The organism is Collinsella sp. 1033st1_E11_1033SCRN_220408 (genome assembly GCF_039062465.1).
In the GTDB taxonomy this organism is placed as follows: domain Bacteria; phylum Actinomycetota; class Coriobacteriia; order Coriobacteriales; family Atopobiaceae; genus Parolsenella.
In genome coordinates, this window is record NZ_JBCLNF010000001.1 from 198986 (window position 1) to 213630 (window position 14645).

General features: G+C 65.1%; 9 protein-coding genes. 7 read left to right on the plus strand and 2 right to left on the minus strand.

Features of this window, described 5'->3' with window-relative positions:
- Window positions 1–26 precede the first annotated feature (26 nt).
- The gene (locus ABCN07_RS00795) at window positions 27–1439 is read left to right on the plus strand and encodes a solute carrier family 23 protein (RefSeq protein ID WP_343004968.1); all 1413 of its coding nucleotides are present in this window, start codon (window positions 27–29) and stop codon (window positions 1437–1439) included.
- A 299-nt stretch (window positions 1440–1738) separates the two neighbouring features.
- Here the strand turns inward: ABCN07_RS00795 and metK are convergent, their stop codons facing one another.
- On the minus strand, window positions 1739–2995 hold the full coding sequence (gene metK / locus ABCN07_RS00800) for a methionine adenosyltransferase (protein ID WP_343004969.1): 1257 nt from the start codon (window positions 2993–2995) through the stop codon (window positions 1739–1741).
- A 571-nt stretch (window positions 2996–3566) separates the two neighbouring features.
- Here metK and ABCN07_RS00805 point away from each other — a divergent pair.
- The 6 genes from ABCN07_RS00805 (at window position 3567) to ABCN07_RS00830 (ending at window position 14147) form a co-directional block, all read left to right on the plus strand.
- Entirely contained in the window at window positions 3567–6266 is a 2700-nt protein-coding gene (locus tag ABCN07_RS00805) for a YhgE/Pip domain-containing protein (protein WP_343004970.1), read from the plus strand.
- Window positions 6266–8548 carry a YhgE/Pip domain-containing protein gene (locus tag ABCN07_RS00810; RefSeq protein ID WP_343004971.1) on the plus strand — a complete coding sequence of 761 codons (2283 nt, stop codon included), beginning with the start codon at window positions 6266–6268 and terminating at the stop codon, window positions 8546–8548. Before ABCN07_RS00805 ends, ABCN07_RS00810 begins: the two co-directional genes overlap by 1 nt.
- A gap of 167 nt (window positions 8549–8715) precedes the next feature.
- The gene (priA, locus tag ABCN07_RS00815) at window positions 8716–11025 is read left to right on the plus strand and encodes a primosomal protein N' (RefSeq protein ID WP_343004972.1); all 2310 of its coding nucleotides are present in this window, start codon (window positions 8716–8718) and stop codon (window positions 11023–11025) included.
- A gap of 155 nt (window positions 11026–11180) precedes the next feature.
- Window positions 11181–11732, plus strand: coding sequence for a peptide deformylase (gene def / locus ABCN07_RS00820; RefSeq protein WP_343004973.1), 552 nt, complete (start codon window positions 11181–11183; stop codon window positions 11730–11732).
- Window positions 11733–11789: 57 nt separating this feature from the next.
- The gene (fmt, locus tag ABCN07_RS00825) at window positions 11790–12707 is read left to right on the plus strand and encodes a methionyl-tRNA formyltransferase (protein WP_343004974.1); all 918 of its coding nucleotides are present in this window, start codon (window positions 11790–11792) and stop codon (window positions 12705–12707) included.
- Complete coding sequence (locus tag ABCN07_RS00830; RefSeq protein WP_343004975.1) at window positions 12708–14147, plus strand: transcription antitermination factor NusB; 1440 nt, start codon at window positions 12708–12710, stop codon at window positions 14145–14147.
- Between the two features lie 148 nt (window positions 14148–14295).
- Here the strand turns inward: ABCN07_RS00830 and ABCN07_RS00835 are convergent, their stop codons facing one another.
- A complete protein-coding gene (locus ABCN07_RS00835) occupies window positions 14296–14550 on the minus strand; it encodes an FmdB family zinc ribbon protein (protein ID WP_343004976.1) in 255 nt (84 codons plus the stop codon).
- Window positions 14551–14645 lie beyond the last annotated feature (95 nt).

Consider the following 14645-nt stretch of genomic DNA (forward strand, 5'->3'; position numbering starts at 1 on the left):
GTGCGGGACCCAAAGGAGGAGCACGCATGGGAAACACCATGAAGACCGAAGGTAATCTGGACGAGAGGCTTTTCAAGCGCGAGGGAGTTCCACCCCTGTCCTCGCTTGTGCCGATGAGCCTTCAGCACGTGCTGGCGTCGTTCGCCGGCGTCATTACGCCAGCGATGATGATCGCCACTACGTGCAAGTTCACTCCGGAGCAGGAAGCGGCGATCATCCAGGTCGCCCTCATCCTCTCCGCCATCGACACGCTGCTTCAGCAGTTCCCGCTCTTTGGGCGCATTGGCGCGGGCCTGCCCATCCTCACGGGCGCATCGTTCGCCTTCCTTCCCGTCATGCAGGCGGTTGGCGGCGAGTTCGGCTTCTCCGTTGTACTCGGCTCGCAGCTCATCGGCGGCATCGTGGCGGTGGTCTTCGGCCTTTTCTACGATAAGGTGAAGCGTTTCTTCCCGCCGCTCGTCACCGGTACGGTCATCTTCACCATCGGCGTCTCGCTCTATCCCACCGCCATCAAGTACATTGCCGGTGGTGTCGGGACGCCGGGCTTTGGCAGCGCCCAGAACTGGCTTGTTGGCCTCGTCACCTTCGCGCTGACCTTCGGCCTCACCAACTTCACGACGGGCATCACCAAGATCGGCTCGATCTTCTTCGCCATGCTCATTGGCTGCCTTGTCTCGATTCCCTTTGGCATGATCGACGCCTCTGCGATTTCCGGCGCGTCCTGGTTCTCCCTCCCGCAGTTCATGCCCTACGAGCTCAAGTTCGACCCAGCGGTGTGCATCACGGTCGGCATCATCTACGTGATGGTGAACGTACAGCTCATCGGTGACCTTTCCGCTGCGGTTGCCGGTTCGATGGACCGCATGCCCAAGGGCCGCGAAATCAGTGGCGGCATCATGGCGCAGGGCCTCGTCTCCATCATCTCCTCGATGTTCGGCGGCCTCCCGACCTCCGCGTTTGGCCAGAACGTCGGCATCATCGTGAGCACCAAGGTCATCAACCGCTGGGTCTTTGGCGGCGCGGCTCTTACCTTCATGGCAGCCGGCCTCTGCCCGAAGCTCTCCGCGCTCCTGCTCATGATTCCGCAGCCCGTCATTGGTGGCGCCACGATCAGCGTTTTCGGCACCATTACCCTCAACGGCATTCGAATCCTCGTGAAGGACGGGCTTACGCCGCGTACCTGCACCATCTTTGGTGTGTCTGTGGCATTTGGCCTGGGCATCGCGCAGGTCGCTGGCTCCCTTACCGGCACTGGCATGCCTGCATGGATCAACACCATCTTCGGCACCTCCGCGATTACCCCATGCGCCGTCATGGCCATCGTGCTAAATCTTCTCATGCCTCCCGAGCCCATCGAGGAGGGCGAGGCGCTTAAGGTCGCCGATTCTGGCGATCATGACGCCGAGGGCGACGACGAGGTCGAGGCTGCCGAGGCGTAGCGCTCGGGAGTTGGATTCGCTTGCTGCGTGATTGCGCGGCTCGCTTGGGGCGGGCGCGGCTGGGATGTGGATTCTGGCCGCGCCTGCTGTTCGTAAAAGAAGTGGGTGCGCCCCGCTGAGGGGAGCACCCACTAATAGCTAGGTGGTTGGTGGCTCAATCATCGTGGCCTTGCGCGTCAGCCAATGCTCGCGTCGCGCCGCCGGTTGCTGCTCACGCCACAGGCTCGCGCGCCACTCATCGCTCGTGCCGCGGCCTCGCGTGTCAGCCAATGCTCGCGCCGCCCCGCTGCTGACGTCCTCTACGCAAGCTCGGCCACGGCGTCCCTGAGCTCGTCGACGCGGTTCGTGGCCTCCCAGGTGAAGTCCGGGTCCTTGCGGCCGAAGTGGCCATATGCGGCGGTCTTCTCGAAGATCGGGCGGCGAAGGTCGAGGTCGCGAATGATGGCACCCGGGCGCAGGTCGAAGACGCGCTCGACCGCAGCCTCGATCGTGCGATCGCTCACCGTGCCGGTGCCCTTGGTGTCAACCAGGATGGACAGCGGGTGCGCGACGCCGATGGCGTAGGCGAGCTGAACCTCGCACTTGTGGGCGAGACCAGCGGCGACGACGTTCTTGGCAACCCAGCGCGCGGCATACGCGGCGGATCGGTCGACCTTGGTGCAGTCCTTGCCGGAGAAGGCACCGCCGCCATGGCGGCCCATGCCGCCGTAGGTGTCGACGACGATCTTGCGGCCGGTGAGGCCGGTGTCGCCCATCGGGCCGCCAACGACGAAGCGGCCGGTGGGGTTGACGTAGATGTCCGCATTACCCCAGGGGATGTCGACCTCGGCGAGAACCGGCGCGATGACGTGCTCGATGACGTCGTTCTTGATGACGTCCATGCTCTCGACGCTCGGGTCATGCTGCGTGGAGACGACGATGGCGGTCACCTCGGCGGGTCGGTCGTTCTCGTAACGGACGGTCACCTGGGTCTTGCCGTCCGGGCGAAGGTATTCGATCTCGCCGGACTTGCGGACGTCCGCCAGGCGCTTGGCGAGGTTCTGGGCGAGGTAGATGGGCATGGGCATGAGGGTCTCGGTCTCGTCCGAGGCATAGCCGAACATCATGCCCTGGTCGCCTGCGCCGATGAGGTCGAGAGGATCGGTCGTGCGGCCTGCCTGGGCATCGAAGGACTCGTCGACGCCCTGGGCGATGTCGGGGCTCTGCTCGTGAATCATGCTGATGACGCCGCAGGTCTCGCAGTCAAAGCCGAACTTGGCTCGGTTGTAGCCGATACGGCGAAGCACGTCTCGGGCGATGGTCTGCACGTCGACGTAGGCCTGGGTGCGGATCTCGCCGGCGACGACGACGGTGCCGGTGGTGACGAATGTCTCGCAGGCGCAACGGACCGCAGAAAGGCTGGCGGGGCTGCCGGACGGGCTGACGTAGCCCTCGGCCTCGAGGCGAGCCTCCTTGGCGAGAATCGCGTCGAGCACGGCATCGCTGATCTGGTCGCAGATCTTATCAGGGTGACCCTCGGTCACAGACTCCGAGGTGAAGTAGTAGCTCTCTGACATGCGTGCAACCTCCTTGGGCGCAAGGCCCGTACATGGCGCCTTCCGGCACCCGGAGACGAAAAACGTCCCCATGCCTATATGCAAGGGGACGTCGATGACGCGTGTCATGCTTCCCCCGTCTTCCGGAGAGCGCGGCTCTCCGCCGAGAATTGGCACCCTGCCGGCGGCCACGGCCGCGAGGTGGGTTGTCGGAGCGTCATAGGGCTCGGTCCCTCGGCTCTACGCGTCTTGGCGGTGCTTGGCCGCTTCGACGCCTCTTGACGAGCGCCCTTTCAGGGCATAGATAGTGTATTGGTTCGAAAGACGTCTGTAAACTTCAGAAATTATGTAAAATCGTCTGCTTAGAGTGCGTATAATGCCCCATCGCGAGGGTATATAGGACAGCCGTGGATGCCGGGCCAGCCTGGCTCCTTACTAAGAACACAAATGAGTGTGCCTAGCGTAACCGCGCGTCCCGTACCTCCACCGGCAAGTCTCCATCGCCGGCCAGCAAGACCCGCACCATCGCCGGCAAGGCCTCGTCGCCGGCGAGCGCAACCGTAAGTCACGTTCTACTGCAGGGAGTCACCACGTGAGAACTGCCTTCGACATCTTCAAGCGCGACCTCAAACGCATCCTCGTCAATCCCGTGGCCGTCATCGTCGCCGTCGGCGTGTGCATCATCCCGTCGCTCTACGCATGGTTCAACATCCTCGCCAACTGGGATCCGTACGAGAACACCTCGACGGTCCCCATCGCTGTCGTCATCGAGGACGAGGGCGCCGAGGTGGGCGACAAGGGCTACATCAACGCCGGCGACATGGTCGAGGAGCGCCTCAAGGACAATGACCAGCTCGGCTGGAACATCGTCGATAGCGAGGACGAGGCGATTGAGGGCGTGAAGAGCGGCCGCTACTACGCCGCCTTCGTCCTGCCGAAGGACTTCACCAGCTCCATGGGAGACGTTCTCGACGGCGACACCGAGCAGGCGCACATCGCCTATTACGTGAACGAGAAGGTTAACGCCATCTCGCCCAAGGTGACCGATACCGGTGCGACCACCCTCGAGGCGCAGATCGCCAACCAGTTCGTGCAGGTCGTCGGCGAGACGGTTTCCGAGAAGCTCTCGGGCCTCTCCGGGAGCCTGCTTGGCGGCATCGACGAGGCCACCGCGAGCGCTACCGAGAGCCTGGTCGAGGTGCAGGGCCTGCTCAATGGCATCGCCGATGGCCTTGACAACGCTGGTGGCACCATTTCCGACGCCCGTGGTGCCGTTAGCTCCGCCCGCTCCACGCTCTCCCAGGTGAGTACTTCCTCTGCCTCGCTCGCGGACACGCTTTCGAGCTCCATGGACTCCCTCTCCACCACCCGCGCCAACGCGGGCGCCCTTGGCGCGCAGCTCTCCGGTGCCCTTGGCACGAGCGTGTCGACCATCTCTGGCATCTCCAGCAAGGCTAACTATGACATCGGCCAGATCACCGGCGACGTGGGCTGGGCCCAGGGCCAGCTCGATGGCGCGATCAACCACATTGGTGCCCTCAACTCCAACACCATCGCGGACCTCACGACCTCCATCCAGCGTGCGTGGGTCACGATCAACGGCCTCGATGACTCAACCCCCAACAAGCAGGAGATTCTCAACGCGCTTTCCTCCGCGGAGTCTGCGCTCAACGAGCTCAAGAACCTGAACGACGGCCAGATCGCCACCCTCAAGGAGAAGAGCGCCGCCATCAAGAACGCCAACGACGCGATTGCCGGCCTCTCTGATTCCGTGAACGCCGCCGTGCAGGCGACCTCCCAGGGCCTTGCCGAGGTGCAGGGAACGCTCAACACCACGACGCTCCCGGCCGTCTCCAGCGCGCTCGACGGCTTCGCCGACGCCGGTGGCCGCCTTGTGGGCACCGCCAGCGCACTCGCCCCGATGCTCTCCCAGGCTGACGGCACGCTCTCCCAGCTCGACGGCATTCTCGCTCAGAGCTCTGACGCCATCGCCCAGACCTCTGCCGGTGTTCGTTCCGCCGCGGATGCCGTGGGCTCGCTCGCGACCGATACCGCCGCCATCCAGAGTGCCGAGGCCTTCAGCATGCTCAAGGACGCGCTTGACCTCGACGCGGAACAGGTGGGCGACTTCATCGGCTCGCCCGTCGAGATGGTCTCCCAGCCCATCTATGCCGTGGAGAACTACGGCAGCGGCGTGGCGCCGTTCTTCACCAACCTCGCTCTTTGGGTGGGCGGCTTCGTGCTCGTCGCCATCTACAAGCTCGAGGTCGATGACGAGGGCATCGGCAAATTCAAGCCGTGGCAGGGCTTCTTCGGCCGCTGGCTGCTGATGAACCTCCTGGGCCAGGTCCAGGCCATCGTCTGCTGCGTGGGTGACGTACTTCTCGGCATTCAGTGCCTGAGCCCGGTGGCGTTTGTCTTCGCCGGCATGGTGGAGAGCTTCGTCTACGTGGCGTTCATCTACTCGATATCCGTGGCCTTCAAGCATATCGGCAAGGCCATTGCCGTCCTGCTCGTGATCCTGCAGATTCCTGGCGCCTCGGGCACCTATCCCATCGAGATGATGCCGGACTTCTTCAAGAACGTTCACCCGTTCCTGCCGTTCACGTATGGCGTCAATGCCATGCGCGAGGCCATCGCGGGCTTCTACGGCAACTATTACGCCACGAACCTGCTCGTTCTTCTCGTGTTCCTGATTCCGGCGCTGCTCATCGGCGTTACCGCGCGTCGCCACCTGCTCAACATCAACGCCTTGTTCGATCGCAAGCTTGGGGACACGGAGCTCATGATCACGGAGCGCACGAGCATGGAGGGCGCGACCTTCCGCCTCTCTACGCTCATTAAGATCATCATGAACTCCGGCGAGTACAAGGCCGCCTTCACCGAGCGCGCCGCAAAGTTCGAGCTCATGTATCCCACGCTCATCAAGCGTGGCTTCGCAGCGCTCATCTGGGTTCCGCTCGTCCTGCTTGCGCTCATGTTCGTCCTGCCCGCGAAGTTCGCGATGCTGACGCTCTGGATTCTCTCGCTGATCGTCATCAGCACGTTCCTCATCGTGGTGGAGTACTTCCACGAGCGCGTCTCCAAGAAGCTCTCGCTTACCGACATGAGTCGCGAGGAGCTCTTCGCCCTCCTCGACGACGAGCTTCGCCAGGAGTTCATGGCGTTCGCCCCGCTCGACAAGATGCGTCTCGAAAAGGACGAGGTCAACGCCTCCGCCCTCGAGAACCGTTCCGCACGCAAGGATTCCGATGCCTCGGATGCCGATTCCTCGAAGGGAGGCGAGGCGTAATGCGCAAGATCATCGACTTCATCAAGCGCGACCTGCGCCACATCAAGGGGAACGTCATTGCTCTCGTCGTCATCATGGGCATCATCGTGGTACCGACGTTCTATGCATGGTTCAATATCGGTGGCTTCTGGGACCCGTACAGCAACACGAAGAACCTGAAGGTCGCCGTTGCCAACTCTGACCTCGGGTATACCTCTGACCTCATGCCCATAGAGATCAACTTCGGTGATCGCGTAGTCAATGACCTGCGCGAATCGACGACCATCGGCTATACCGTGGTCTCCGAGGACGAGGCCATCGAGGGAGTTCGCTCTGGCGAGTACTACGCTGCCGTCGTCATTCCGGAGGACTTCTCCGCCGATCTCCTCACAGCCCTTTCTGACAATCCGGTCAAGGCCCAGGTCAAGTTCTATCAGAACGAGAAGGCCAACGCGATCGCCCAGATCGTGACCAACAAGGCATCCGCCGCCATCGAGAAGGACATCGACGAGTCGTTCGCGAGCACCGTGACAACCGTCGGGGCCGGCGTCCTCGACCAGCTTGGCAACTATCTCGATGACGATAAGATCGCGGAGGTTGCCGCCAACCTCGACACCGCCGTGCAGAAGAGCTCCGAGACGCTCACGTCTACCGCCCAGACCATGCGCGGCTTCGCGGACACGCTTGACGCCACCCAGGGCCTGCTCGGGTCCGGCTCCTCGGCCTTCGATGCCTCCCTGTCTTCCGCGCTCTCCGTGGGCAACTCGCTCAAGGGTGCGGCGAGTAACGTCCGCGACCTCGGTAACGCCCTCGACGGCACCACGGGATCGATCAACGACGCCATCGCCTCGAGCTCTGCCAGTATCGGCGCGGTCTCCGATGCCATCGATAGCGCGTTCAATGCTGCCGATGGCCCCACGAACGACCTCATCGACGCCCTCACCAAGGCGCAGGGCGTGGCCTCCACGAACCAGGAGCGCCTGAATGACCTCGCGTCGCGCCTTGGCGCCGCGGCTGACAAGATGGACGCAGCCAAGTCTTCCGTCGACACCCAGCTGAACGCCCTCGACCCGAATTCGCCGCTCTACGGCATTCGCTACTCGACGCTCCACAAGACCTCGATCGCGCTCCAGGACGCGAGGGACTCCGCCCGCGAGCTCAAGGCACACGCCGAGAGCGCCGCCTCCTCGATGGGCGAGCTCGCCCAGATGCTCGGCAAGACCGCCGGAGACATCCAGATGGGCAAGACCGACGCCGCAGCCGCCCGCGCCGAGCTCCAGGGCATCGTCTCGAATGCGAAGGACAGCCTTTCCTCCGTCGAGTCCTTCTACGAGACGAACCTCAAGGGGTCGCTCAACGACCTGGCCAACAACATCGACTCCGCCGCCGGCGATGCCGACTCCATCATGTCGAGCCTGAACGAGACGCTCGGTGCCGTCGGCACCACCGCCTCTTCCGCCGCGAACTCCATCGGTGGCGCTAGCGACTCGCTGAGCCAGGCCGCCGACGTGCTCGACGACTCCGCCCAGAAGCTCGTTGCGCTTCACGGCAAGCTCACGGCAGCCCTCGAGTCCGATGACATGAACCAGGTGCGCTCGATTCTCTCGGGCGATGTCAACGAGCTCGCGAACTTCATCTCCAACCCCGTCGTCGTCGATCGCAACCCGATCTATGCGATCGAGAACAACGGCAGCGCCATGGCGCCGTTCTACACGACGCTCGCCATCTGGATTGGTGGCGTCATTCTGGCCGCCCTCGTGAAGACGGGCGCGAGCGAGAAGGCCATTGAGGAGACGGGCTGCTCGCACGCCCAGGCCTATCTCGGACGCCTTGCCCTGTTTGCGGGCGTCGGCCTGCTCCAGAGCGCGCTGATCTGCGCCGGTGACCTTTACTTCCTCGGCGTGCAGTGCGCCAACCCCGTCCTCTTCTTCCTGGTGGGGTGGCTGGCGAGCTTCGTGTTCGTGAACATCATCTACGCCCTTACCGCGAGCTTTGGCGACGTGGGCAAGGCCATCGCGGTCGTCCTCATGGTCATCCAGGTGGCGGGTTCCGGTGGCACCTTCCCCAAGGAGATGCTCCCTGCCACGTTCCAGGCTCTGTATCCCTTCCTTCCATTCGTTCACAGCGAGAACGCCATGCGTGCCGCGATGTTCGGTCTTTATGGCAATGACTACTGGATCTGCATGGGCAAGCTCGCGTGCTTCCTCATTCCGGCGCTCCTGCTCGGCCTCGTGCTTCGTCGCCCGATTATCCGCCTGAACGAGTGGGTCGAGGAGAAGCTCGAAAGCACGAAGCTGATGTAGGGGAGGGCCGCTCGCACCTGTGACCGTCTCGGGCCGTGCTCGCCGTCGGGTTACGCCCGCGATGGGCCGAACCTGCGGTCGCAGCGCGTCCGCGCCGCCCTTTCATAGATCGTCCGACAACGCCCGGATGCGCCCTGAGAGCGCGTCCGGGCGTTACACTTAGGCGCATGAGATACGCAAAGGTCGTCCCGGACATACAGACGCGCGCCATCGACGGCGCCTTCGACTACGCAATCCCGCCGGAGCTCGAGCCGCGGTGCCTCGTGGGCGCCACGGTGCTCGTGAGCTTTGGCCATAGGGACGTCGTCGGCTATGTCACTGCCGTTGGAGACCAGCCTGGCGAGGGCGTCTCTCCGGAGCGCGTCCTGCCCGTTGCGCGCGTGCTTGCGGCCCCGGCGTTTGACGAGGTGGGAGCACGCCTCGCGGAGTGGATGGCAGCCGAGTATGCCGCGCCCCGGCCCGCGTGCCTTCGCCTCATGATGCCGCCTGGCCAGACGATGCGCGTGAAGCGCGAGGAGGGCGGCGAGTGGCAACTCGTGGTCGAGCGCGCCCAGGCCGTCGACGACCGCTGGGCCTCCCTCACGGAGGAGGGCCGCGCCTTCGAGCCCCGCGCGAACGCGAGCCGCCAGCGCCAGGTCCTCGCGGCACTCGCGGCGGGCCCCATGCGCCTGGCAGAGCTCTCCGCTCTCGTGCCGGGGGCTTCGAGCGTCGTGTCGTCTCTCTCGCGCAAGGGCGCCGTTTCCGTCGAGCACAGGCGCCGCGTCCGTGGGTCCGACGAGGGGACGAGCCTCTCGAGCGCCTCTGCGCCCAGGCCCGAGTGCCTCACGGCCGGGCAGGTCTCCGCGCTTGATGCCATTGCTCGCGCGACCGAGGCACGTGCGGGCGACGTGGTCCTTGTCGACGGCGTCACGGGGTCTGGCAAGACGGAGGTCTACCTCGACGCTATCGAACGCGTCCGTGCGCAGGGGAGGGGCGCGATCGTCCTCGTTCCGGAGATTTCGCTCACGGCCCAGACGGTCGGCCGCTTCAGGAGCCGCTTCGGCGACGACGTCGCCATCCTCCACTCCCGACTTTCGACCGGCGAACGCTTCGACCAGTGGGACATGGTCCGCATGGGTGCCGCGCACGTCGTGGTTGGCGCACGATCCGCCCTGTTCGCGCCTCTCGCGAACGTGGGCCTTATCATCGTGGACGAGGAGCATGAGGGCTCCTACAAACAGGACCAGGCTCCGCGGTATCACACGCGTGACGTCGCGGCGAGGCTCGCTCGCGAGCGTGGCGCGGCGCTCGTGCTCGGCAGCGCCACGCCCTCGCTCGAGAGCCTCGAGCGTTGCCGTGTCGGCTCGTGGCGTGGCGTCCGATGGACCCGCGTCGAGATGCCCGAGCGTCCGGGTGCTGCCGTCTTGCCCGAGGTTCGCGTGGTGGATATGCGCCAGCAGTTCGCGGCGAAGAACGGCTCGGTCTTCTCGACGGTCCTCTCGGAGGCCCTTCTCGGCGTGGCGAAGCGCCGCGAGAAGGCGGTCCTGCTGCTCAATCGACGCGGTTTTGCGAGCTTCCTCATGTGCCGCGAGTGTGGCTGCGTGCCCACGTGCGAGCACTGCTCGACGGCGCTCACGTACCACGAGCGCACGCATAGCCTCATGTGTCACAGCTGTGGTCGCTCCTGGCCCGTGCGCGCCTATCCGGACCCCTCGACCAAGTGCCCCAACTGCGGGAGCCGCTACCTCGCGCAGTTTGGCCTCGGCACCCAGCGCGTCGAGGACGAGCTCAACATGCTTCTTGCGGGGCAGGGGGTCGACGTCATCCGCATGGACGCGGACACCACCTCGACGAAGGGCGCGCACACGCGTCTGCTCGAGGAGTTCGACGCGAGCGAGTGCGCCGTGCTCGTGGGCACGCAGATGATCGCGAAGGGCCTCGACTTTCCCGAGGTCACGCTCGTGGGCGTGGTCAATGCGGACACGACGCTCAAGTTGCCGGACTTTCGTGCCGGCGAGCGTACGTATGACCTACTCGAGCAAGTTGCCGGGCGCGCCGGCAGGGGAGGCCGGCGCGGCGAGGTCATCATCCAGACGTACTGGGCGACGCACCCCGCAATCGCTGCCGTGGCCAGGCATGACCGCGCGCGGTTCGAGGGCTATGAGCTTGGGCAGCGTGAGGAGGCGTACTACCCGCCCTTCTCACGCGTGTGCAACGTGACCGTCTCCGGCAAAAGCGAGCGCCTCGTGCGCGAGCGCACCGACGAGCTTGCTCGCTATTTGCGCGAGGCCGTGCTCGACCTCGACGGCGAATGGGAGGTTCTTGGCCCCGCGGAGTGCGTGCGCGCTCGCGTCAAGGATCGCTTCAGGCGTCATATCGTGCTCAAGTGCCCGGTGGGTGCCGAGCCCGGCCCTATCCTTGCGGCGGCGGCCTCGCGGCTCCCGGCGCGTCGAGACGTGTCGCTTGCGATTGACGTCGACGCTTACGACATGATGTAGGGGTCGGCGGCGCGCGCGGTCTGGCCGGCTGCGCTCGTTGTCCGTCACCCATCGCGTGGCTATCGCGTGAGGACGTGCCCGTGCGGCTTTTCGAGCGCATTCCTGCTGGTATCATGGTCTCTTGTGAAAACTCACGGCAGCCGAGAAGGAGCATCATGAGCGCATCCGAAGACATCGTCCTGACCCCAGACCCGCGCCTCTCCGAGATGTGCGCGCCCATCGAGAAGATCGACGACTCCGTCCGCAAGCTTGCCAAGCACATGCTTGACGTCATGTATGACGCCGACGGCTGCGGCCTCGCCGCGCCCCAGATCGGCAAGCTCGTTCGTCTCGTCGTCATCGATGTTGACTATGTACCGGGCGATTCCTCTAGCCGCAATCCCTATGTGCTGATTAACCCCAAGGTCGTCACTGCAGACGGCGACCCGCGCCTCTTCTCCGAGGGCTGTCTCTCGTTTCCCGGTATCTCAGTGGACATCGAGCGCCCGAGCCATGTCATCGTCCACGCGACGGATCTCGACGGCGACCTTCTTCAGTATGAGGCCGAGAACAACCTCCTCGCCGTCTGCCTCCAGCACGAGATCGACCACCTGAACGGCGTGACGATGGTCGACCATCTCTCGCTGCTCGAGCGCGTCAAGGCCCTGCATGACTGCGAAGCTGCCATCTCCGGCGGCGCACGTCCCGGTGAGACCTCCGCGGAGTAGTGGCCGCGTTGTTCGCTCCTTCCATCCTCTGACCCGTTCCCTTCTAGGGAGGCCGATATGCGCGTTATCTTCATGGGCACGCCCGATTTTGCCGTCCCGTCTCTTTGCGCCCTCGCGGATACCTTCGAGGTCGCCCTCGTCATCACGAGGCCCGATGCCGTTCGTGGCAGAGGCAAGCGCCTCGAGCCCAGTCCCGTCAAGGCGGAGGCCATCTCTCGTGGCATCGAGGTAATCGAAGCCAATCGCATGACGCCCGAGGTCTTAGATGCCATGCGTGCCGTGAGCGCGGATATCATCTGCGTCGCCGCCTATGGCTGCATCCTTCCGGATGCCGTCCTCGAGATGGCGCCTCTCGGCTGCGTGAACGTGCACGCGTCGCTTCTCCCTCGCTGGCGCGGCGCCGCCCCCGTTCAGCGTGCGATTCTCGCCGGAGACGAGCGTGCGGGCGTCTCGATCATGCGGGTCGTTTCCGCCCTCGACGCCGGCGCCTATTGCGCGCAGGCCTCCTGCGAGGTTGGCGACATGACTTCCGCCGAGCTCATGGCCAAGATTGGCGAGCTCGGTGCGGATGCTCTCATCGAGTCCCTCCGCGAGATTGAGGCTGGTACGGTCACGTGGACCGAGCAGGACGAATCTCTCGTCACCTACGCGCACAAGATCGAGAAGGCCGAGATGAAGCTCGATCCGACGGATGACGCCCTCGAGAACGCCCGCCGCGTGCAGGCCTCCTCGGACGCCGCTCCCGCGCGTTGTGCCGTCGCAGGTAAGGGCGTTCGCATCATGCGCGCCACCATCTGCGAAGACATGAGGCCCGCTGTCGGAGCGGTCAAGGTTTCCCATGGCCGCGTCGCCCTTGGTTGCGCCGACGGTGCCATCGAGGTCATCTCCGTCAAGCCCGACGGCAAGCGCGAGATGGAGGCGTCTGCCTGGGCGGCTGGTCTCCGTGGAGACGATATTGCCTGGGAGCGTGTGTAGATGACAGTCGCAAGCCCGGCTCGCACGACGGCCCTGCACCTGCTTGGCGCGCAGCGCCGCCGCGGAGCCCGCGCCCGCGATCTCATGCGTGGCGCCCGCGAGATGGAGACGCTCGGGCGTAAGGGCCGTGCTTTGGCCACAAGGCTCGTGCTTGGCGTGAACGTCGCCTCTGGAGAACTCGATCGCCGCATCGACTCGTTCGCCTCTCGCCCTGGCTCCCTTGAGCCACGCGTGAGGGACGCCCTCCGCCTTGCCTCGTTCGAGCTGCTCTATCTCGACACGCCGCGGCAGGTCGCCGTGAGCCAGGGCGTCGAGCTCGTGAGGGGAGTGCAGCCGCGTGCCGCACGCATGGCGAACGCCGTGCTCAGACGCGTGGCCGAGTGCCGTCCTGAGGTTGATGAGGCACGCGAGGCGACGGGCGCCGTCGCCGCGGGGGCCCGCATGTCCGTCTCTGTCGGCGAGCTCGTGGTTGCATCCGGCTATCCCGAGTGGCTTGTCGAGCACCTCGTCGCCGCCGCGGGCATGGCTCGCGCCGCCGGGATGTGCGCGTGCGCCCTCGAGCCCGCGCCTATCTACGCAGCAGCCGGCAAAGTCGGCGTCGAAGGAGTCGAGGGACTTCTCGGCAAGGCCGGTCTTGAGCCTGCCGCCACCGAGCTTCCCGGTTGCTGGCGCCTGGGTATGCCGGCAGGCCTCTCGAAGAGCGGCCTTCTCGGCACGTGTGACGTCGTTGCCGCTGATATGGCGGCGCAGATGTGCTGTCGAGTCGCGGCTGGGGCCGGCCGCGTGCTTGAGGTGGGGCAGGGCCGTGGCACGAAGTCCCTGCTGCTTGCGAGCCTGGCCTCTCAGCTTGGCAGAGGGGCGCACATCGTCGGTTGCGAACTGGTCGCGTCGAAGGCACGGCTTTCTGCTGCTCGCATGGAGAGCGCCGGCCTTTCGGACGTCGTTTCTTGCGTCGAATTCGATGGTACGCACCTTGCAAATGAAGACGAGCTTCCCGAGGCGCTTCGGGGCCAGTTTGACTCCGTCCTCGTCGACGCGCCTTGCTCGGGTACGGGTACTATGCGTCGCCATCCCGAAACTGCTTGGGCGCTTGAGCAGGCGATCGTCGACCCCGAGAATGTGGACTCCCTGCCCAGCCTGCAGCTGAGGCTGCTTCGCGCCGCCGCTTCCCGCGCCGCCGTTGGTGGCTCCCTCGTCTACGCGACGTGCTCGGTCCTTCCGGAGGAGAACTCCTGCGTCGTGGAGCGCTTCCTCGCGAGCGAGGAGGGTCGCGGCTTCGTGCGTGGCGACATCCTCGCGGCGCCCGCCGTTGCGACGCTCGACGAGGGGTCTCGCGCGCCGTTCGAGCGCAACCTCAACGAGCGCGGCGAGTTCCAGTCGACTCCCATCCACGACGCCTTCGATGGCCACTTCTTCGCGAGGCTGATCCGCGAGTCATAGCCGGGTCGCGGCGGTGGCGCGAGGCCGCGTGGCGCCCGCGAGCCTCGCACGCGCCGTCGAGACAGAAAAGCGGGGACCACGCGTCAACGTGGGCCCCGCTTGTATGCCATCGTATGTGTGCGCCGCCGTCCGGCGACGTCAGCTGGCGCTATTTGGAGCAGCTCGAGCAGTCGCCGCCGGAGCAGCCGCCGCAGCCACCAGAGGTGGCGCTCGTCGAGGAACCGCCGCCGCGCTGGTCGGTGTTGTAGAAGCCGGTGCCCTTGAAGGAAATCAATGCGGGCTTGAAGACGCGCTCGCACGGGGCGCCGCACTTGGGGCACGTGATGGCGGGGTGCTCGGACATGGAGTGCACGACCTCGAAGACGTTGCCGCAATCCGAGCATCGGTAGTCGTAACGAGCCATCTGAAGAACCTCCGTGTCTGGGCCGCCCACGCGGCGACCATCGTCAGCGCTCTCGCGCGTTATCGCATAGAAATACGGCCCTACGGCCGCAAAAG

What these genes read in the sequence shown, in the direction of transcription:
- ABCN07_RS00795 (WP_343004968.1), top strand. Translation starts at nt 27, where the DNA reads ATGGGAAACACCATGAAGACCGAAGGTAATCTGGACGAGAGGCTTTTC.
- metK (WP_343004969.1), bottom strand. Translation starts at nt 2,995, where the DNA reads ATGTCAGAGAGCTACTACTTCACCTCGGAGTCTGTGACCGAGGGTCAC.
- ABCN07_RS00810 (WP_343004971.1), top strand. Translation starts at nt 6,266, where the DNA reads ATGCGCAAGATCATCGACTTCATCAAGCGCGACCTGCGCCACATCAAG.
- priA (WP_343004972.1), top strand. Translation starts at nt 8,716, where the DNA reads ATGAGATACGCAAAGGTCGTCCCGGACATACAGACGCGCGCCATCGAC.
- def (WP_343004973.1), top strand. Translation starts at nt 11,181, where the DNA reads ATGAGCGCATCCGAAGACATCGTCCTGACCCCAGACCCGCGCCTCTCC.
- fmt (WP_343004974.1), top strand. Translation starts at nt 11,790, where the DNA reads ATGCGCGTTATCTTCATGGGCACGCCCGATTTTGCCGTCCCGTCTCTT.
- ABCN07_RS00830 (WP_343004975.1), top strand. Translation starts at nt 12,708, where the DNA reads ATGACAGTCGCAAGCCCGGCTCGCACGACGGCCCTGCACCTGCTTGGC.
- ABCN07_RS00835 (WP_343004976.1), bottom strand. Translation starts at nt 14,550, where the DNA reads ATGGCTCGTTACGACTACCGATGCTCGGATTGCGGCAACGTCTTCGAG.